General features: G+C 61.0%; 15 protein-coding genes. 9 read left to right on the forward strand and 6 right to left on the reverse strand.

The window, feature by feature from the left end; genetic code table 11:
• Positions 1 to 18: 18 nt before the first annotated feature.
• From pip to infB, 6 genes are all read left to right on the forward strand, one after another.
• Positions 19 to 999 (forward strand): prolyl aminopeptidase, encoded by a 981-nt coding sequence (gene pip / locus C6W91_RS10235; protein WP_065272074.1) that lies wholly within the window; start codon positions 19 to 21, stop codon positions 997 to 999.
• Entirely contained in the window at positions 996 to 1,841 is an 846-nt protein-coding gene (locus tag C6W91_RS10240; RefSeq protein ID WP_274837878.1) for an ABC transporter substrate-binding protein, read from the forward strand. The genes pip and C6W91_RS10240 overlap by 4 nt, the downstream gene beginning before the upstream one ends.
• Before the next feature lie 164 nt (positions 1,842 to 2,005).
• Entirely contained in the window at positions 2,006 to 2,623 is a 618-nt protein-coding gene (gene rimP / locus C6W91_RS10245) for a ribosome maturation factor RimP (RefSeq protein WP_274837879.1), read from the forward strand.
• The gene (nusA, locus tag C6W91_RS10250) at positions 2,623 to 4,257 is read left to right on the forward strand and encodes a transcription termination factor NusA (RefSeq protein WP_065272078.1); all 1,635 of its coding nucleotides are present in this window, start codon (positions 2,623 to 2,625) and stop codon (positions 4,255 to 4,257) included. The genes rimP and nusA overlap by 1 nt, the downstream gene beginning before the upstream one ends.
• Before the next feature lie 29 nt (positions 4,258 to 4,286).
• Positions 4,287 to 4,907, forward strand: coding sequence for an RNA-binding protein (locus tag C6W91_RS10255; RefSeq protein WP_274831714.1), 621 nt, complete (start codon positions 4,287 to 4,289; stop codon positions 4,905 to 4,907).
• Positions 4,908 to 4,915: 8 nt separating this feature from the next.
• Entirely contained in the window at positions 4,916 to 7,402 is a 2,487-nt protein-coding gene (gene infB, locus C6W91_RS10260; RefSeq protein WP_065272080.1) for a translation initiation factor IF-2, read from the forward strand.
• A 517-nt stretch (positions 7,403 to 7,919) separates the two neighbouring features.
• Here infB and mutT read toward each other — a convergent pair.
• Genes mutT through C6W91_RS10275 form a run of 3 tightly spaced genes read right to left on the reverse strand, consistent with a single transcriptional unit; the run spans position 7,920 to position 10,397 of the window.
• Positions 7,920 to 8,318: an 8-oxo-dGTP diphosphatase MutT gene (gene mutT / locus C6W91_RS10265; RefSeq protein WP_065272081.1), complete on the reverse strand. Its 399-nt coding sequence runs from the start codon at positions 8,316 to 8,318 to the stop codon at positions 7,920 to 7,922.
• Complete coding sequence (gene argJ / locus C6W91_RS10270) at positions 8,315 to 9,541, reverse strand: bifunctional glutamate N-acetyltransferase/amino-acid acetyltransferase ArgJ (RefSeq protein ID WP_370570788.1); 1,227 nt, start codon at positions 9,539 to 9,541, stop codon at positions 8,315 to 8,317. Before argJ ends, mutT begins: the two co-directional genes overlap by 4 nt.
• A 4-nt stretch (positions 9,542 to 9,545) precedes the next feature.
• Complete coding sequence (locus C6W91_RS10275; protein WP_274829347.1) at positions 9,546 to 10,397, reverse strand: peptidylprolyl isomerase; 852 nt, start codon at positions 10,395 to 10,397, stop codon at positions 9,546 to 9,548.
• 178 nt (positions 10,398 to 10,575) lie between these two features.
• On the opposite strand from C6W91_RS10275, the gene secA reads away from it, so the two are divergent.
• The 3 genes from secA (at position 10,576) to C6W91_RS10290 (ending at position 16,012) form a co-directional block, all read left to right on the forward strand.
• Positions 10,576 to 13,302, forward strand: coding sequence for a preprotein translocase subunit SecA (gene secA / locus C6W91_RS10280; RefSeq protein ID WP_274829348.1), 2,727 nt, complete (start codon positions 10,576 to 10,578; stop codon positions 13,300 to 13,302).
• 205 nt (positions 13,303 to 13,507) lie between these two features.
• Positions 13,508 to 14,434 (forward strand): hypothetical protein, encoded by a 927-nt coding sequence (locus C6W91_RS10285; RefSeq protein WP_274844709.1) that lies wholly within the window; start codon positions 13,508 to 13,510, stop codon positions 14,432 to 14,434.
• A 24-nt stretch (positions 14,435 to 14,458) separates the two neighbouring features.
• Entirely contained in the window at positions 14,459 to 16,012 is a 1,554-nt protein-coding gene (locus C6W91_RS10290) for a substrate-binding domain-containing protein (RefSeq protein WP_274836071.1), read from the forward strand.
• Positions 16,013 to 16,033: 21 nt separating this feature from the next.
• On the opposite strand, the gene radC is transcribed toward C6W91_RS10290, so the two are convergent.
• The 3 genes from radC to dnaK form a co-directional block, all read right to left on the reverse strand.
• Entirely contained in the window at positions 16,034 to 16,795 is a 762-nt protein-coding gene (radC, locus tag C6W91_RS10295; protein WP_370570789.1) for a DNA repair protein RadC, read from the reverse strand.
• A 139-nt stretch (positions 16,796 to 16,934) separates the two neighbouring features.
• Positions 16,935 to 18,089, reverse strand: a complete 1,155-nt coding sequence (gene dnaJ, locus C6W91_RS10300; protein ID WP_274837882.1) for a molecular chaperone DnaJ — start codon at positions 18,087 to 18,089, stop codon at positions 16,935 to 16,937.
• An 82-nt stretch (positions 18,090 to 18,171) separates the two neighbouring features.
• Positions 18,172 to 20,091 (reverse strand): molecular chaperone DnaK, encoded by a 1,920-nt coding sequence (gene dnaK / locus C6W91_RS10305; protein ID WP_065272089.1) that lies wholly within the window; start codon positions 20,089 to 20,091, stop codon positions 18,172 to 18,174.
• Positions 20,092 to 20,301 lie beyond the last annotated feature (210 nt).

Consider the following 20,301-nt stretch of genomic DNA (forward strand, 5'->3'; position numbering starts at 1 on the left):
AGACTAGTTAGGTCAGTAATGGACAAATACTCGGACCAAAAGCGCGCAGTGCAGTATCTTTATCCTCCGGTCGATGCCTACGACCAGCGTATGCTGGATGTGGGGCAGGGCCACAGCATTTATGTCGAGCAATCGGGCAACCCCAAGGGCATTCCGGTGATTGTCTGTCACGGTGGTCCCGGCGGCGGCAGCAGCCCGGCGATGCGGCGCTATTTCGATCCCAATATCTATCGGGTGATTCTTTTTGATCAGCGCGGTTGCGGCCGCTCGCGCCCGCATGCCTCTTGCGAGGATAACACCACCTGGCATCTGGTTGCCGATATGGAGGAGATCCGCCGCCTGCTGGAGATCGACAGCTGGCTATTGTTCGGTGGCAGCTGGGGGGCGACGCTGGCGCTGATTTATGCGCAGACGCACCCGGAGCGCGTGCAGCACATCATCCTGCGCGGTGTCTTCCTGATGACACAAAGCGAACTCGACTGGTTTTACGGGGGCGGCGCCGGGCGGTTCTGGCCGGAAACCTGGGCGCGGTTTGTCGCGCTGGTCCCGCATGACGAGCGGCACGATATGATCGCCGCTTATAACAAGCGGCTATTTTCCGGCGATGTGAACGAGGAAATCCGATTCGGTCGTGCCTGGTCATCCTGGGAGAACGCCCTGGCCTCGGTCCATTCTAACGGTCATGGCGGCGAAAGCCCCGGCGATTATGCCCGCGCCTTTGCCCGGTTGGAAAACCACTATTTCATCAATGGCGGTTTTCTGGATTTCGATGGGCAGATCCTCGCCAATATGGGGCGGATTTCCCATATTCCGGGCATCATTGTGCAGGGCCGTTACGACATGATCTGCCCGCCGACCTCGGCCTGGCGCCTGAACGAGCTGTGGCCAAATGCCGAGTTGAAAATGATCCGCAATGCAGGTCATGCCTTGTCGGAGCCGGGAATCAGTGCCGAACTGGTGCGCACGATGGACCGGATTGCCGAGGAGATGCTGCCATGACCCGTATCGACCGCCGCGCGCTGTTCACCTCTGGTGCTGCGGCTGCCTTGCTGGCGGCGACAGGCACGTCATTGGCGGCGGCGCCGCGCGCGGGCGGGGTGTTGCGTCTTGCGGTGCCGCGTCAGGACGGGCTGATGGAGCAGGTGGCGCGTGGCGCCGTCTTCGACACCCTGACAGAGATCGCGCCCGATGGCGTGTTGCGGGGCGAGCTGGCCGAGGGCTGGCACAGCAGCGACGCGGCCAGGACCTGGTCCTTTGATCTGCGCAGCGATGTGCGGTTCCATGATGGCGCGGCCATGACGGCGGCGGATGTGGTTGCCTCGCTGAGCGGGCGCGGTATCGACGGCGCCGAGGTTGCCTTGGTGCAGCAGGTCGCAGACCATCGGATCGAGATCCAGCTGACGGCCGCAAACCCCCATCTTCCTTACCTTCTGGCGGATCCGGCGCATGTCATCGCTCCGGCGGGCCAGGTGGATCTGCCACTGGCACAGGCCGTGGGCACCGGCTGTTACCGCGTCGAGCGGGCGCAGGACGGGCGGCATTTCCGTGCGGCAAAACTGGCCGATCATTACAAGGCCGGGCAGGCAGGCTGGGTGGATACGGTCGAGGTGATCGTCATCCCGGATGCCAGCGTGCGGGCTGAGGCACTGCGTGATGGCTATGTGGATGTGGCCGCCTTGCCCGCGCCAGAAGGGCTGATCGAAAAGGGGGGATTCCTGTATCATCCTTCGGCCAGCGACATGGCGCTGGCGGCGCGCAGCGATGTGGGCATGCCCCGCACCGTGGGCCGCCGCGCGGCGCTGGATGATGGCCGTATTGCCGAACGCTGGTGGCGGACCTGACCGGGGCGCAGGCCCGGTTTCGAACTTCTCCTTGCAGATTCGCCCCATCAAGCGTATATGCCTTTCACAACAGCGGCGCGTTGGGCTCTGGTCCAAGGCTCCACCGGGATTTTCAACGGGCCGCGCGCCCGTTTTTTTGTGTCCGAAAGACAGCTGGAACCCGAATGACCAACGACCTGATTGCCAAAGCCGCGATTGACCGCCGCCTTGCCGAGATCATCACCCCGGTGATCGAGGATCTGGGCTATGAGCTGGTCCGTATCCGGCTGATGTCCGGCAAGACGACAACCTTGCAGATCATGGCCGACAAACCCGATGGCGGGATCGAAGTCGATGATTGCGCCGATATTTCGAATGCCGTCAGCGCGGTTCTGGACGTCGAGGATCCGATCCTTGATGCCTACGCGCTTGAGGTGTCGAGCCCCGGCATCGACCGTCCCCTGACGCGGCTCAAGGACTTTGACATGTTCGAAGGCTATGAGGCCAAGCTGGAAACCGCCGAGCTGATCGACGGTCGCCGCCGCTTCAAGGGCGAGCTGGCCGGTGTCGAGGATGACGAGGTTCTGATCAACATCGAGGAACACGGCGAACCCGTGACCATCGGTCTGAAATTCGACTGGCTGAGCGACGCAAAGCTGGTTCTGACCGACGATCTGATCAAGGAAATGCTGCGCCAGCGCAAGGAGGCTGGCACGCTGAACGAAGATGCTTTTGACGACGTTATCGAAGATACGCCCCTTGAGGGCGAGGTGACCGAAGGGTCCGAAGAGGAGAACAAGTAATGGCCATCACCTCTGCAAACCAGCTTGAGCTGTTGCAAACCGCCGAAGCCGTGGCGCGCGAGAAAATGATCGACCCCGGCCTGGTGGTCGAAGCCATGGAAGAAAGCCTCGCCCGGGCGGCCAAAAGCCGCTACGGCAGCGAAATGGACATCCGTGTGTCCATCGACCGCAAGACCGGCAAGGCCACCTTTACCCGCGTGCGCTCGGTCGTCGAAGATGAAGAGCTGGAAAACTACCAGTCGGAAATGACCGTCGAGCAGGCCAAGCAGTACATGGCCGATCCCAAGGTGGGCGACACCTATGTGGAAGAGGTTCCGCCGGTAGAAATGGGCCGTATCGCGGCCCAATCGGCCAAGCAGGTCATCCTGCAGAAGGTGCGCGAAGCAGAGCGTGACCGCCAGTACGAAGAATTCAAGGACCGCGCCGGTACCATCATCAACGGTCTGGTCAAACGCGAAGAATTCGGCAACGTCATCGTCGATGTGGGCGCTGGCGAAGCGATCCTGCGCCGCAACGAGAAGATCGGCCGCGAAAGCTATCGTCCGAATGATCGTATCCGCTGCTACATCAAGGATGTGCGCCGCGAACCGCGCGGCCCGCAGATCTTCCTCAGCCGTACTGCGCCGGAATTCATGGCCGAGCTGTTCAAGATGGAAGTGCCGGAAATCTATGATGGTATCATCGAGATCAAGGCCGTTGCCCGTGATCCCGGTTCGCGCGCCAAGATTGCCGTGATTTCCTATGATGGTTCGATCGACCCCGTGGGCGCCTGCGTCGGTATGCGCGGCAGCCGCGTGCAGGCCGTTGTGAACGAACTGCAGGGTGAAAAGATCGACATCATCCCGTGGAACGAAGATCAGCCGACTTTCCTCGTCAACGCGCTGCAGCCGGCCGAAGTGTCGAAAGTGGTTCTGGACGAAGAAGCCGGCAAGATCGAAGTTGTGGTCCCCGAGGAACAGCTGAGCCTCGCGATCGGCCGCCGTGGTCAGAACGTACGTCTGGCCTCGCAGCTGACCGGTCTCGACATCGACATCATGACCGAGGAAGAGGAATCGGCGCGTCGCCAGAAGGAATTCGAAGCGCGCACCGGCCTGTTCATGGAAACTCTGGATCTGGACGAATTCTTTGCCCAGCTGCTGGTCTCCGAAGGGTTCACCAGCCTCGAAGAGGTTGCCTATGTGGAGCTCGATGAACTGCTGGTCATCGACGGTGTTGACGAAGGTACCGCCGAAGAGCTGCAGGCCCGGGCCCGTGACTACCTCGAAGCCAAGGCCAAGGCAGCGATTGATGCCGCCCGTGCGCTGGGCGCAGAGGACAGCCTGATTGACTTTGACGGTCTGACACCCCAGATGATTGAGGCACTGGCAAAGGACGGCATCAAGACGCTGGAAGACTTTGCCACCTGCGCGGACTGGGAACTGGCCGGCGGCTGGACCACGGATGGCGGCGAACGGATCAAGGACGACGGTATTCTGGAACCTTTCGGCATGTCGCTGGAAGAGGCACAGGATATGGTCATGACAGCCCGCGTCTTGCTGGGCTGGGTTGATCCCGCCGAACTGGAACCGGAAGTCTCGGAAGATGACGAGGCCGAAGGTGACGAAGAAGCCGCTGACACAGGGGCCGGGGTCTGATCCCCGCTGCTCCTGAAAGGAGACGCTGAATGGCTCGCGGAGGCGCCGAAAAAGACCGGTCAGACGGCCCGGAGCGAAAGTGCATCGCAACAGGTGAGATCCAGCCCAAGCAGGGTCTCATCCGGTTCGTGATGGGCCCCGACGGGCAGGTCGTTGCGGATGTGTTCGGTAAACTCCCCGGTCGGGGCGTTTATGTGACCGCCAGCCGTTCTGCGTTAGATACGGCGGTAAAGAAGAAACTCTTCGCCCGTGGCTTCAAGGCCCAGGTGAAGGTGCCCGAAGACCTTGCAGACGAGGTGGAGCGGCAGGTTCTGCGCCGTCTCGTTGATCTGATCAGCCTGGCCCGCAAGTCGGGTGATGCGGTCGGTGGCTATGAAAAAGTCAAGGATTGGCTGCTGAAGGAAGAGGCGAGTGTGCTGATTCAGGCGGCTGACGGATCCGGGCGTGGAAAGTCGAAACTGAGCACGCCGCACCGGGGGAACTATATCGGTTGCCTCTCTGCGGATGAGCTGGGGATGGCATTTGGGCGTCAAACTGTGATACATGCGGCGCTGGCCTCTGGTGGACTCAGCAAACGTGTTGTAGAGGAAGCGCAACGATTGCAGGGTTTGCGCGAAATGGTGGGCGGCAAGGGCCGCACGGAAGGATAAAGAGCTTTATGAGCGATAGTGACGGCAAAAAGACATTGGGTTTGCGTGGTGGTTCCCGGCCTGGGAACGTGAAACAAAGCTTCAGCCATGGGCGGACCAAGAATGTCGTAGTGGAAACCAAGCGCAAACGCGTTGTGGTTCCCAAGCCGGGTGCGGGTAAAGGCGGCAGTGGTGCGTCTCCCGCGACGGATGGATCCCGTCGACCTGCCGGCATCACCGACGCGGAAATGGCCCGCCGCCTGAAGGCGCTGCAGGCTGCCAAGGCGCGTGAAGTCGAAGAAGCCGCGCAGCGCGAGGCCGAGGAAAAGGCCCGTGCCGAAGAGCGTGAGCGCCGCCGCGCCGAGCAGGAAGCCAAGGAACGCGAACAGCGCGAAGCCGAGGAAAAAGCCCGTCGCAAGGCGGAAGAGGAAGAGCGCAAGCGCCTCGAAGCTGAAGAAGCGGCCAAGCGTGCAGCAGCGGCTCCGGCAGCAGAGCCGGAGAAGGCAAAATCTGCCGGTCCCGCCGCAGGTCGTTCTGCGGCCAAACCCGCAGCGCAGGCCCCGCGCAAAGCCGACCGCGAACGCGAAGAGCGTGGCCGTGGTGGCAAAGGCCGCGACCAAGGTCGCCGTTCGGGTAAGCTGACACTGGGTCAGGCAACCGGCGAAGGTGGCCGTCAGCGGTCCATGGCCGCAATGAAGCGCAAGCAGGAGCGCGCGCGTCAGAAGGCAATGGGCACCGTCGAGCGTGAAAAGGTCATCCGTGACGTGCAGCTGCCGGAAACCATCGTTGTTTCCGAGCTGGCAAACCGTATGGCGGAACGCGTTGGTGACGTGGTCAAATCGCTCATGAACATGGGCATGATGGTCACCCAGAACCAGTCGATCGACGCCGATACGGCTGAACTGATCATCGAAGAATTCGGCCACAAAGTTGTCCGCGTTTCCGACTCTGACGTCGAAGACGTGATCAAAGAGGTCGAGGACAAGGAAGAAGATCTGCAGCCGCGTCCGCCGGTGATCACCATCATGGGCCACGTCGACCACGGTAAAACCTCGCTGCTGGATGCGATCCGCGATGCGCGGGTTGTGGCTGGCGAAGCAGGCGGTATCACCCAGCACATCGGTGCGTATCAGGTGACCACCGATAGCGGCACCGTACTGAGCTTCCTCGATACGCCGGGCCACGCGGCCTTCACCTCGATGCGCTCTCGCGGTGCTCAGGTGACGGATATCGTGGTTCTGGTTGTGGCTGCCGACGATTCGGTCATGCCGCAGACCATCGAGGCGATCAACCACGCCAAGGCTGCCGGTGTTCCGATGATCGTGGCGATCAACAAGATCGACAAACCTGCCGCCGATCCGAACAAGGTGCGTGCCGAGCTGCTGCAACACGAGGTGATCGTGGAAGCCATGTCCGGCGACGTTCAGGACGTGGAAGTGTCCGCCGTGACCGGCCAGGGTCTGGATGAACTGCTGGAAGCCATCGCGCTACAGGCGGAAATCTTGGAACTGAAAGCCAACCCGAACCGTGCCGCCCAAGGCGCCGTGATCGAAGCACAGCTGGACGTGGGCCGCGGCCCGGTTGCCACTGTTCTGGTTCAGAACGGTACTCTGCATCAGGGCGACATCTTCGTTGTGGGTGAGCAGTACGGTAAGGTCCGTGCGCTGATCAACGACAAGGGTGAACGCGTCAAGGAAGCCGGTCCGTCGGTTCCGGTCGAGGTTCTGGGTCTCAACGGCACGCCCGAAGCGGGTGACGTGCTGAACGTGACCGAGACCGAGGCACAGGCCCGCGAAATCGCGGAATACCGCGAGCAGGCCGCCAAGGACAAACGCGCCGCAGCCGGTGCTGCGACCACTCTGGAACAGCTGATGGCCAAGGCTAAGGAAGACGAAAACGTCTCCGAACTGCCGATCCTGGTCAAAGCAGACGTGCAGGGCTCTGCCGAAGCGATCGTTCAGGCGATGGAGAAGATCGGCAACGACGAGGTGCGCGTGCGCGTGCTGCACTCGGGTGTTGGTGCCATCACCGAAACCGATATCGGCCTGGCCGAAGCTTCCGGTGCGCCGGTCATGGGCTTCAACGTCCGTGCCAATACCTCGGCCCGTAACACTGCCAACCAGAAGGGCGTCGAGATCCGCTATTACTCGGTGATCTATGACCTTGTGGATGACGTGAAAGCGGCGGCCTCGGGCCTGCTGTCGGCCGAGATCAAGGAAAACTTCATCGGCTACGCGACTATCAAGGACGTCTTCAAGGTCTCCAACGTCGGCAAGGTTGCCGGCTGTCTGGTCACCGAAGGCGTTGCCCGTCGCTCGGCTGGTGTGCGTCTGCTGCGTGACAACGTTGTGATCCACGAAGGCACGCTGAAAACGCTGAAGCGCTTCAAGGATGAAGTCGCAGAGGTTCAGTCCGGTCAGGAATGCGGTATGGCCTTTGAGAACTACGAAGATATCCGCGCAGGCGATGTCATCGAGATCTTCGAGCGTCAGGAAGTTGAACGTAAGCTCGACTAAGGCGCTGCGACACTCAGAAACAGTCAAAACCCCGGCCTCTGTGCCGGGGTTTTTGCATCTTTGAGGTGGTGGGAGGTCTAGTGCCCGCCAAAACGGCTGAGGGCAGCCGCCGGGCTGCCCTCTATTGCCGTGAGTGATTGGTCTTCAGTGGGTCTTCAGTGTGCCGCGAAAATCGGTGGTATTCGGAGGCGTTCTGCCGCGCCTACCGGCACCCCGTTGCGGTCGTTGATGTGTGCCTGCATGAACCTGTCCCGGACCAGAAAACACGTGCCCAAATAGGTCCACCTGTTGTCTGATCCTTCGTCAGGGAGAAGTTCAAAAAGGTTCACTGCCAGATAGTGTAACCAGTTTTTGACAAATTGGTTAACAAAATCTTGACGACTTGCGCCAAAGCAACAATGGCTAGTGTTTCTACCGACAAATCTCCAATATCCGGTAGTAAATTGCGTCCGGATTGGAGGGGAAATTCGGGGTATGCAGAGGGCAGCCCGCCGGGCGGACCGCCAGTTTTTGAACGCTACAGCCAATCCCGCAGGATCGGAATCAGCGGAATATCGGCCGGAGGCATCGGGTAATCACGCAGCTCTTGCGGCCGCGCCCATTTTAGAACCTGGCCTTCCCGGGCCTGCGGAATGCCCTCCCATTTGCGGCATGCAAACAGCGGCATCAGCAGGTGAAAATCTTCATAGCTGTGGCTGGCAAAGGTCAGCGGCGCTAGGCAGGATTGCCAGGTGTTGATGCCCAGCTCCTCTTCCAGTTCGCGGATCAGCGCCACTTCGGGGGTCTCCCCGGCTTCAACCTTGCCGCCGGGGAATTCCCAAAGCCCGGCCATGGATTTGCCTTCGGGGCGCTGCGCCAGCAGGATCCGCCCTTCGACGTCGATCAGGGCCACGGCCGAGACGAGAACCGTTTTCATGACCGATAATCCGCGTTGATGGTGATGTATTGATGGGTCAAATCGCAGGTCCAGACCGTTGCCGCGCCATCGCCAAGACCCAGATCCACCTTGATCGTGATCTCGTCCTGTTTCATTTGCGCGGCGCCGTCCTCTTCCTTGTATGAGGGCGCAACCCAGCCATTTTCAGCCACCAGAACATCGCCGAAGGAGATCGACAGCAGGTCCCGGTCCGCCGCAGCGCCGGATTTTCCGATTGCCATCACCACGCGGCCCCAGTTGGGATCCTCACCCGCGATTGCGGTTTTCACCAGAGGCGAATTGGCAATCGCCAGCCCGTGGGTCTTGGCATCTGCGTCGCTTTCGGCGCCGGTCACCTGGATCTCGACGAACTTCGTGGCGCCTTCCCCATCGCGGACGACGTGATGCGCCAGATCCAGCATCACGCCCTCCAGCGCCTGCTCAAACTCCGGGTTCCCGGTTGCGTCAACGCCCGATGCGCCGGTCGCACAGAGCATCAGGCTGTCCGAGGTCGAGGTGTCGCTGTCTACCGTGATGCAGTTGAAGGTCCGGTCACAGATTTTGGCCAGCTGCGCCTGCAGCGCGCTTTGCTCGATCTTGGCATCGGTGAAGATATAGACCAGCATGGTCGCCATATCAGGCGCAATCATGCCGGAACCTTTGGCGATTCCGGCGATGTTCACGGTCTGCCCGTCGATGGTGACCGTGGCGCCAGCGCCCTTGGCAAAGGTATCGGTGGTCATGATGGCGGCGGCTGCTGCTTCCAGCGCATCGGCATTCAGCCCATCATTCAGCTCGGCGATCTTGGCGACGATCCGATCATGCGGCAGCGGTTCACCAATCACCCCGGTCGAGGCGGTAAAGACGCGCCCCGCTGGTGCCCCAGTGATGCCGGAGACGGCGGCGACGATCTCTGCCACCGAGGTTTGCCCGTGATGACCGGTAAAGGCATTGGAATTGCCCGAGTTGACCAGAATAGCGGCGCTAGCCGAAGGGTCTGCCCCAAGTTTCTCCTGACAATCGCGCACAGGTGCAGATCGCGTCTTGGAGCGAGTGAACACCCCGGAAACCGTGGTGCCCGGATCCAGTACCGCCAGCATAACATCGGTCCGGTCCTTGTATTTTACACCAGCGGCTGCGGTGGCGAACCGCACGCCTTTGATCGTGGGAAGATCGGGAAATCCGGCCGGAGCCAGTGGAGAACAGGGCAGAGGTTTTGCCATCGGATCAGTTCCTTACCAGGCCAAGATCTTTAATCATCGCCGGGTCCAGCCCTTCGATTTCGGGTCGTTCGATGGTGGCCTCAGCTGTCAGTGCGTTGACGCGATCTTCGACGGCGCGTGTCCGCAGTTCCTGCTCCAGCTCGCCGCGCACTTCGTCAAAGCTGGGCGCGGCAGATTTGCGCCGTTCGCGCAGCAGGATCACGTGCCAGCCGAACTGGGTTTTCACCGGATCAGAGATATCCCCCGACCGCATGGCAAGTACAGCCTCTTCGAATTCGGGAACCATACTACCCAGCCCGAACCAGCCCAGATCACCGCCGCTCGGCCCGGAGGGGCCGGTCGACCGCGCCTTGGCAGTGGTGGCAAAATCGGCGCCGTCTTCCAGCTCCATCTTGATCTTTTTGGCTTCTTCTTCGGTTTCCACCAGAATGTGCGCCGCGTGGAATTCATCGCCGCCATCGCCGGTGGAGTATTTACGGTCATAGGCCGCGCGCAGGGCTTCCTCACCGGTTGCGTTGGCCATCACCATTTCGATGACATCAGCGGCCAGCAATGCCCGGCTTTCGTTTTCGACCGACAGCTCCACGTAGTGGGGCACTTCGCCATGCAGTTGCTGTTTCAGTGCTGTCTGCTGGATCAGCTGGTCCAGAATGGCGTTGTACAGCACCTCGTCCGGCAGTTGCTTGTACTGCTGGGGCAGGTTTTCACGGGCCATGATCATGTGACCAAGGGTGATCTCTTCGCCGTTGACTGAGGCCACCACGGTATTGGCATGCGGTGCGGCCTGTACCGACAAAGGCAGCGCCATCAGGGCCGCAGTTGCCGCGCCTCGCAGAAAAGTGAGACCTTTCAGCATTCAATTCTTCCTATTCCCGGGCCGCAGCATGGCGCGGCGTTGACACTTATATGCCTGCCGCTTACATCGCCTAAGGGCCAATGGCAGGACCGTCGTTTCCACCTTTGTTTATGGGTTGCGGGCAGGGCGGGCAAGCCTGCCTTAGGTCAGAAGCCATGACAGGACCGTGGGAGAGCACATGCTGGGTATCGGAACACTCGCCAAAAAGATTTTCGGCACACCGAATGACCGAAAAATCAAGGCGACGCGGCCGCTGATCGCAAAGATCAACGCGCTGGAACCCGAATTCGAAAAGCTCAGCGACCAGGGTCTGATCGAGAAAACCGAAGAGCTGCGCAAACGCGCGCTGGACGGTGAAGCCCTCGACGCTCTGTTGCCCGAAGCCTTTGCCAACGTACGCGAAGGGGCCCGCCGGGCGCTGGGTCTGCGGGCCTTTGATACGCAGCTTATGGGCGGTGTCTTCCTGCATCAGGGCAATATCGCCGAGATGAAAACGGGTGAGGGTAAGACACTTGTCGCCACTTTCCCAGCCTACCTCAATGCGCTGACCGGTAAGGGCGTGCATGTGGTTACGGTGAACGAATACCTGGCCAAACGTGACAGCGAATGGATGGGCAAGGTCTTTGAACAGCTGGGCATGACGACAGGCGTGATCTGGTCCGGTCAGCCCGACGATCAGAAGATGGCCGCCTACCAGTCCGATGTGACCTATGCGACCAACAACGAGTTGGGCTTTGACTACCTGCGCGACAACATGAAGCCCAGCCTGGACCAAGTGTTCCAGAAGTATCACAACTTTGCCATCGTCGATGAGGTCGACTCGATCCTGATCGACGAGGCGCGTACGCCGCTGATCATTTCCGGCCCGGCTGAAGATCGCTCCGAGCTTTATACCACCATCGACACGGTGATCCCGCTCTTGAGCGAGGAACACTATGAGATCGACGAGAAGACCCGCGGTGTGACCTTCACCGAAGAGGGCAACGAATACCTTGAGCAGAAGCTGATCGAACGCGGCCTGCTGGAAGAGGGGGCCTCGCTCTATGACCCCGAAAGCACCACCGTGGTGCACCACGTTAACCAGGCCCTGCGCGCGCATAAACTGTTCCAGCGTGACAAGGACTACATCGTGCGCGATGGCGAGGTTGTGCTGATCGACGAATTCACCGGCCGCATGATGGCCGGGCGCCGCCTGTCCGAAGGCCTGCATCAGGCCATCGAAGCCAAGGAAGAGGTGCAGATCCAGCCCGAGAACACGACGCTGGCCTCGGTGACCTTCCAGAACTATTTCCGCCTTTATGACCGCCTGTCGGGCATGACCGGTACTGCCATGACCGAAGCCGAGGAATTCGCCGAGATCTATGGTCTGGGCGTAGTCGAGGTTCCGACCAACCGGCCGATTGCACGGGTGGACGAGGACGACCAAGTCTACCGCACCGCGATGGAAAAATACCGCGCGATGATCGAAGAGACCAAGAAGGCCCATGCCAAGGGGCAGCCGGTTCTTCTGGGCACCACCTCGATCGAGAAATCCGAACTGCTGAGCCAGATGCTGCAGCAGGAAGGCATCGAACACAACGTGCTGAACGCGCGCCACCACGAGCAGGAAGCGCAGATCGTCGCCGATGCAGGGCGGCTTGGTGCGGTGACCATCGCCACCAATATGGCTGGCCGGGGTACCGATATTCAGCTGGGCGGCAACGTTGACATCAAGGTGATGGCCGCGCTTGAGGCCAACCCCGATGCCGATCCTGCCGAGCTGCGCGCCGCCGAGGAAGCCAAGCACGCCGAAGAAAAGCAGAAGGTTCTGGACGCGGGCGGCCTGTTCGTGATGGCCTCTGAACGCCACGAAAGCCGCCGCATCGACAACCAGCTGCGCGGCCGTTCGGGCCGTCAGGGTGACCCCGGCCGTACCCGGTTCTATCTCAGCCTCGAAGACGACCTGATGCGGATTTTCGGGTCCGAGCGCCTCGACAAGGTCCTGTCCTCGCTGGGCATGAAAGAAGGCGAAGCGATCATTCACCCCTGGGTGAACAAATCGCTGGAACGTGCCCAGGCCAAGGTCGAAGGCCGCAACTTCGACATGCGCAAGAACGTGCTGAAGTTCGACGATGTGATGAACGACCAGCGCAAGGTGATCTTTGGCCAGCGCCGTGAAATCATGGCGGCAGAGGATCTGTCCGAGATCGTCAATGATATGCGTCACGAGGTGATCGACGACCTGATCGACACTTACATGCCGCCCAAGACCTACGCCGAACAGTGGGACACCGCAGGCCTGCAGGCCGCTGTGCTTGAAGGGCTGGGCATCGACGCGCCGGTGGCCGAATGGGCTGCCGAGGAAGGCGTCGACGACGAACAGATCCGCGAACGGCTTGAGGCCGCAAGCGATGCGCTGATGGCGGAAAAGACCGAAGCCTTCGGTCCGGAAAACATGCGCAACATCGAAAAGCAGGTGCTGCTGCAGACCATCGACGCCAAGTGGCGCGAACATCTGCTGACGCTGGAGCATCTGCGCTCGGTCGTGGGCTTCCGCGGCTATGCGCAGCGTGATCCGCTGAACGAGTATAAGAACGAAAGCTTCCAGCTGTTCGAAAGCATGCTCGACTCCCTGCGCGAAGACGTTGCCAAGCAGCTGAGCCGCGTGCGTCCGATGAACGAAGAAGAGCAGCGCCAGATGATGATGGAAATGGCAGCCCGCCAGGCCGCCATGCAGCAAATGGCCTCCGCTGGCGGCGCACCTGCGCCTGCTGCAGAAGGCGAAGCTGTTGCTGAACTCGCGGAAGAGCCCGCGCCCGGATTTGTCGAGGATGATCCCGAAACCTGGGGCAACCCGTCGCGCAATGACAAATGCCCCTGTGGATCGGGCAAGAAGTTCAAACATTGCCACGGGCGTCTGGCCTGAGATACGCCTGCATCCCCGGTTGAACGCCAGCCGTTTTAACCGGGGATCGGCCCCTGATTTGGCCTGACCGCACGCGGGGGCCATTCAGACAGAGATATTAAAATTCTCTTTATTCTGCCCGAATCTCTCCCGCAGGCGGCCACAAACTGGCCGCCTTTCCCATGCTATACTTCCTTAACCTATCCAGGGTGTGGAGTGTGTGATGATGGACAAACGTATCTTGATCTTGAGCAGCGGAACCGTGGCCTGTGCGCTGGGGATCGGCTTTTTCATGCAGCAGTCCGCCGCTCCGCGTATCTATGAAACACCGGAGATCAGTGCCGCGTCGGTGCAGGTCCCGGCCGATCCGGATCTGTCCGAGCTGACCATCGAGAACATCACGCTGACCTCGGTTCCGCACGAAGATCCGGCGCCGCAGCAGGCAGAGACCGCGCAGGCCGAAGCGGCTGTCGCCAAGGATGACTGCGCCCTGTCGGTCGCAGCTAATGCACTGCCCGGTGCCATGGTGAAACTCGACGTATCCGCGCCCTGCCAGGCGGGAAAGCGGCTGACGGTGCATCATCAGGGCATGATGTTCACGGTGGCGCTGGATGATACGGGCCATCTGACACAAGAGGTGCCAGCTCTGGCCACTTCGGCGGTATTCATCATCGAGCCGCAGGACGGGATGGCCGAAGTCGCAGTGGTGCCGGTGCCGGACCTTTCCGAAATCGACCGCGTCGCGCTGCAATGGACCGGCAACAGCGGTTTTGAAATTCATGCCCGCGAAAACGGCGCCGACTATGGCGCGCCGGGGCATGTCTGGCATGGTTCTGACCCGGCCTCTGGCATGGGCCATATGGTGCGGCTGGGCGATGACAGCCAGCTGGCGCCGCGTCTGGCCGAGGTTTACAGCTTCCCGCGCGCCGCCGAACAAGCCGGAGAAACGGTGGAAATCAGCGTCGAGGCAGAGATCACCGCGATCAACTGTGGCCGTGATGTTGAGGCGCAGGCCCTGACCCTGCATCGGGCTGGCGGGCAGAGTAAACTGCAGACCCGCGACCTGACGCTGGCAATCCCTGATTGCGCGGCCAAGGGTGACTTTCTGGTGTTGAATAATCTGTTGGAAAACCTGAAAATCGCCTCCAACTGATCCGCATTCATTCCAGGATTTCTCATGGCTTTCTTTCGTGCGGCGATTTGCGCCGCACTTCTTCTGTCCGGAACTGTCACATCGCTGGCCGCCCAGGATGTCACGCTGTCTTCTCCCGATGGGGCCGTGGAAATCACCGGCAACCTGTTGGGATTCGACGGAGAATATTACCGTGTCGACACCAAGTTCGGCGAGTTGACCGTCGACGGATCCGGGGTCAGCTGTGACGGTCCGGGCTGTCCCAGCCTGTCCGATTACGTGGCCGAGATCACCCTGTCGGGATCCTCGACCATGGCAGAGGTCCTGCTGCCCGCCCTGATCGAAGGGTTTGCCCTGCGCAACGGCTACCAGACGCGCCGCGATCCGCTGCCCGGCGACAATTTCGAATATGTTCTGCTGCGCGGGGATCGTCCCGCCGCCCGGTTCGATTTTTTCGTCAGCAATACCGACGAAGGCTTTGCTGATCTTCTGGCGGATGAGGCGGATATCGTCATGGCGCTGCGGGAAATCCGCCCGGCCGAGCGCGAACACGCGCAGGCGGCTGGCATGGGGGATATGACGGGCCCGTCGCGTAGCCGGGTTCTGGCGCTTGATGCGATGGTGCCGCTGGTGTCGCCGGAAAACCCGGTGCAGCGTATCTCTCTGCCGCAGCTGGTTGCGATCCTTTCCGGTGAGATCACCAACTGGTCCGAGCTGGGCGGCGCCGATGCACCGATTTCCCTGCACCTGCCGGTCGAAGGCTCAGGCCTGGCCCAGGCGGTTGAGGACAAGCTGCTGGCCCCGGCCAAGGCGACATTAATGCCTGATCTGCGTCGCCATGACCGGCACAGCACGATGGTGCGCATGGTTGCCACGGACCCCTTCGCACTCGCTATCGGCAGTTTTGCCAATACGGGCACCGCGCGAGCGCTGACCCTGACCGGGCCATGTGGGTTCTCCCTGCGCGCGACGCGCCGGTCGATCAAGACTGAGGATTACCCTCTGACCTCTCCCATGTTCCTCTATCTGCCGGAACGGCGGCTGCCCAAGGTGGCGCGGGATTTCCTTAGCTACGTGCGTGGTCCCGGCGCGCAGATCGTGATCCGCAGGGCGGGATTCGTCGATCAGGCGCCGGAACGCGTGTCGATTGCCGCCCAGGGGGACCGGCTGGCCAACGCGATAGAGGCGGCAGGGCCGGAGGTGGATCTGGAAGAACTGCAGCGGCTGACATCTACTCTGCGCGGGCTCCAGAGGCTGACAACATCCTTCCGGTTTGAACCGGGTTCAACCCGCCCCGATGCACAATCCCGCAGCAATATCGAGCAATTGGGCCGGGCGCTGGAGGCCGGGATCTACGATTCGCACAGGTTGCTCTTCGTCGGCTTCTCCGACGGAGTGGGACCGGCTGAGACAAACCGCAAGATCGCCATTAAGCGGGCCAATGCGGTACGCGATGCGGTGGCGGCAGCGGCAGAGACCGCCAATCTCGACCGGGTAGAGATCGACGTGGCTGCCTTTGGTGAGGCCCTGCCCATGGCCTGCGACGACAGCGCCTGGGGCCGCGAGGTGAACCGCCGGGTTGAAGTCTGGGTACGCTGACCCCTGCGGCGGTTGCCAGCACTACAGATATCCGTGGCTGCGAAAGCTCAGTTCTGACGATTTCCCGATGATCAGGTGATCGTGTAGGGTGATGCCAAGCGCGGTCAGGGCGTTCTCAATGGTTGCGGTCATGCTGATATCGCTTTCCGAGGGGGTCGGATCGCCGGAGGGGTGATTGTGCACCAGAATCACAGCGCTGGCGTTCAGCTCCAGCGCCCGCTTGGCGACCTCGCGCGGGTAGACCGGCACATGATCAACGGTGCCGCGGGCCTGTTCCTCATCCGCGATCAGCACGTTCTTGCGGTCCAGGAACAGCACCCGGAACTGCTCGACTTCAGAGTGGGACATGGTGGTGTGGCAGTAGTCCAGCAGCGCATCCCAACTGGATAGCACCTGCCGCTGCATGATGCGGGAACGCGCCATTCGGTGGGCGGCGGCCTCCAGCACCTTAAGGTCGGTGATCACCGCTTCGCCAATGCCCTTTACCTGCAACAGGCGCTCTGCCGGGGCGGTGATGACCCGGTTGAAATCGCCGAAGGTGTCCATCAGCCTGCGGGCCAGCGGTTTGACGTCCTGACGCGGGATCGACCGGAACAGTATCAGTTCCAGCAGCTCATAATCCGGCATGGCTGCCGCGCCGCCCTCCATGAACCGCAGGCGCAGCCGGGCGCGGTGATCCTTGATATAGGACGGTAGGCGTCCGGCAGGCACCAGCGCGGCGCGCGCTTCGTCACTGCAATCAAACAGTGGCAGGGTCTTGTCCCGGAATGCGCCAGCTTTCACCACGATCACCATCGTTGAAGGTATCAGGCCTGTCCTCGGTATTAAGGGCCAGCGGGGTGGGCTGCACAAAGTAAAAACGCCCCACGAGGGGGCGTTTTTGCGATGGTATTCGACCCAAAAGCCGGGGAGGGTTCAGGGATTACCCCTTCATGCCGTCCCAGAAGCTTTTGACCGAGGAGAAGAAGCTGCGGGATTCCGGGTTCGTGTTCTCTTCCGAGAGGTCTTCGAACTCGCGCAGCAGTTCCTTTTGTCGGGAGGTCAGGTTGACCGGCGTTTCCACGGCCAGCTCGATGAACATGTCACCGGGGCTACCGCCACGCAGCGCAGGCATACCCTTGCCGCGCAGACGCATCTGACGGCCGGACTGGCTGCCTTCGGGGATCTGGACGCGGCCACGGCCGCCGTCGATGGTCGGCACCTCGATGGCACCGCCCAGGGCAGCTGTGGCCATCGACACGGGCACCCGGCAATAAAGATTGTTGCCGTCGCGTTCGAACAGATCGTGCGGCGAAACCTCGACAAAGATGTAGAGATCGCCCGGAGGTCCACCGCGCAGGCCCGCCTCGCCTTCACCAGCCAGACGGATTCGCGTGCCGGTTTCCACACCCGCCGGAATATTCACCGACAGCGAGCGGTCCTTTTCCACGCGGCCATGGCCGTGGCAGGTTTTGCACGGGTTCTTGATGATCTGGCCCAGGCCCGAACAGGTCGGACAGCTGCGCTCCACCGTGAAAAAGCCCTGTTGCGCACGCACCTTGCCCATGCCCGAACAGGTCGGGCAGGTGGTGGGTTCGACCCCACCTTCGGCACCGGTGCCCTCGCAGGAGGTACAGGCGACCGAGGTCGGAACCTTGATCGTCTTGTGCAGCCCGGAGAAGGCCTCTTCCAGGGTGACGCGCAGGTTATAGCGCAGATCCGCGCCGCGCGATGCGCGCTGACGCCCGCCTGCCTGGCCACGGCCCCCCATAAAGTCGCCGAACAGGTCGTCGAACACATCCGAGAAGGCCGAGGAGAAATCGCCGCCGCCCGGATGGCCGCCGCGGGGACCGCCGCCACCGCCCATGCCGTTTTCAAAGGCGGCATGACCATAGCGGTCATAGGCTGCCTTCTTCTCGGCGTCCTTCAGAACCTCATAGGCCTCGTTGGCCTCTTTGAACTGCGCTTCGGCATCCGGGTTATCGGCATTGCGATCCGGGTGCAGTTCCTTGGCTTTCTTGCGATAGCCTTTTTTGATTTCCTCGGCGGTGGCGCCTTTGGCCACCCCGAGAATGTCGTAATAGTCGCGTTTTGACATCGGTTTACCCCTTCTGCCTCAACGTAAAACGGGCCAGTCCGGGGTCCGGACCGGCCCGAGGGTCAAGCCAATGATTCAGACCTTAGCGTTTGTCGCCGTCCAGGTCTTCGAATTCGGCATCCACGATGTCGTCGTCGCCCGGGCCGCTGGCTTCGTCAGCAGCTGTGGGTTCTTCTTCACCTTCTTCAGCCTGCGCCTTGTAGATCGCTTCGCCCAGTTTCATCGCCGCTTCGGTGACGTTCTGGATGCCAGCCTTGATCTTCTCGGCATTGGCTTTGTCGCTTTCCAGGTCGTCCTTCAGCGCGGCAACCGCCAGTTCGATCACTTCGACGGTGGACGGGTCCACCTTGTCGCTGTGCTCTTCAAGCGACTTCTCGGTCGAATGGATCAGGCTTTCGGCCTGGTTCTTCGCTTCGATCAGCTCGCGGCGTTCCTTGTCCGCCTCGGCGTTGTCCTCGGCGTCCTTGACCATCTTTTCGATGTCGTCATCGGACAGACCGCCCGAAGCCTGAATGGTGATCGTCTGCTCTTTGCCGGTCGCCTTGTCCTTGGCGCCGACCGAAACGATACCGTTGGCGTCGATGTCAAAGGTCACTTCGATCTGCGGCATGCCGCGCGGTGCCGGCGGGATGTCCTCGAGGTTGAACTGACCGAGCATCTTGTTGTCGGCAGCCATCTCGCGCTCACCCTGGAACACACGAATGGTCACGGCGTTCTGATTGTCTTCCGCGGTCGAGAACACCTGCGACTTCTTGGTCGGGATAGTGGTGTTGCGGTCGATCAGGCGGGTGAAGACACCACCCAGGGTTTCGATACCCAAGCTCAGCGGGGTCACGTCGAGCAGAACAACGTCTTTCACGTCACCCTGCAGAACACCGGCCTGAATGGCGGCGCCCATGGCGACCACTTCGTCCGGGTTCACACCCTTGTGCGGCTCTTTACCGAAGAACTTGGTCACCTCTTCGATGACTTTCGGCATCCGGGTCATACCACCGACCAGAACCACCTCATCAATGTCGGACGCGGACAGACCGGCGTCTTTCAGAGCTGCGGCGCAGGGCTTCATCGAAGCCTTGATCAGGTCGCCAACCAGGCTTTCCAGCTTGGCGCGGGTCAGTTTCATGACCATGTGCAGCGGCTGGCCCGAGGACGGATCCATCGAGATGAACGGCTGGTTGATTTCGGTCTGCGAGCTGGAGGACAGTTCGATCTTGGCTTTTTCAGCGGCTTCTTTCAGTCGCTGCAGGGCCATCTTGTCCTTGGTCAGGTCGACCTGGTGCTCTTTCTTGAACTGATCCGCGAGGTAGTTGACGATGCGCATGTCAAAGTCTTCACCACCGAGGAAGGTGTCGCCGTTGGTCGACTTCACTTCGAACAGGCCGTCGTCGATTTCCAGAATGGTCACGTCGAAGGTACCACCACCAAGGTCATAAACCGCGATGGTCTGGGTGTCTTCCTTGTCGAGACCATAGGCCAGCGCGGCGGCTGTCGGCTCGTTGATGATACGCAGGACTTCAAGACCGGCGATCTTGCCTGCGTCTTTGGTGGCCTGACGCTGTGCGTCGTTGAAATAGGCAGGCACGGTGATGACGGCCTGGGTCACTTCCTCACCGAGGTAGGACTCCGCGGTCTCTTTCATCTTGCCGAGAATGAAGGCCGAGATCTGGCTCGGCGAATACTTCTCACCCTTGGCTTCGACCCATGCGTCGCCATTGCCGCCGCTGATCACGTTGAACGGCAGGTTTTTCTTGTCTTTTGCCAGATCCGCATCGTCAAACCGGCGGCCGATCAGGCGCTTGACGCCGAAGATGGTGTTGTCCGGGTTGGTGACGGCCTGACGTTTGGCGGGCTGGCCAACCAGACGCTCTTCGTCGGTGAATGCGACGATGGACGGAGTGGTGCGGGTCCCTTCGGCGTTTTCAATCACGCGCGGCTGCGAACCATCCATGATGGCAACGCAGGAGTTGGTGGTCCCGAGGTCGATCCCGATAACTTTGCTCATTTTCGATCCCTTTTCTTTTCAAGGCGATTTCCCGAGACCTGGACCCGTTTTGGCATCCAGACCCCGATTTCGGTGCCAGGAGGTCTGCATCTCCCGGCGTCACGGCGTATATAGGGAGCGGAATTTGCCCCTGCAAGCGCCTGAACGCGTCGAGAAAGACGATTCAATGCGCTTTTTTGCATGGGCCGTGGTTAAGAATGGAATAATGGC

The sequence above is a fragment of the Phaeobacter sp. SYSU ZJ3003 genome (assembly GCF_041300735.1).
Classification (GTDB): domain Bacteria; phylum Pseudomonadota; class Alphaproteobacteria; order Rhodobacterales; family Rhodobacteraceae; genus Phycobacter; species Phycobacter gallaeciensis_A.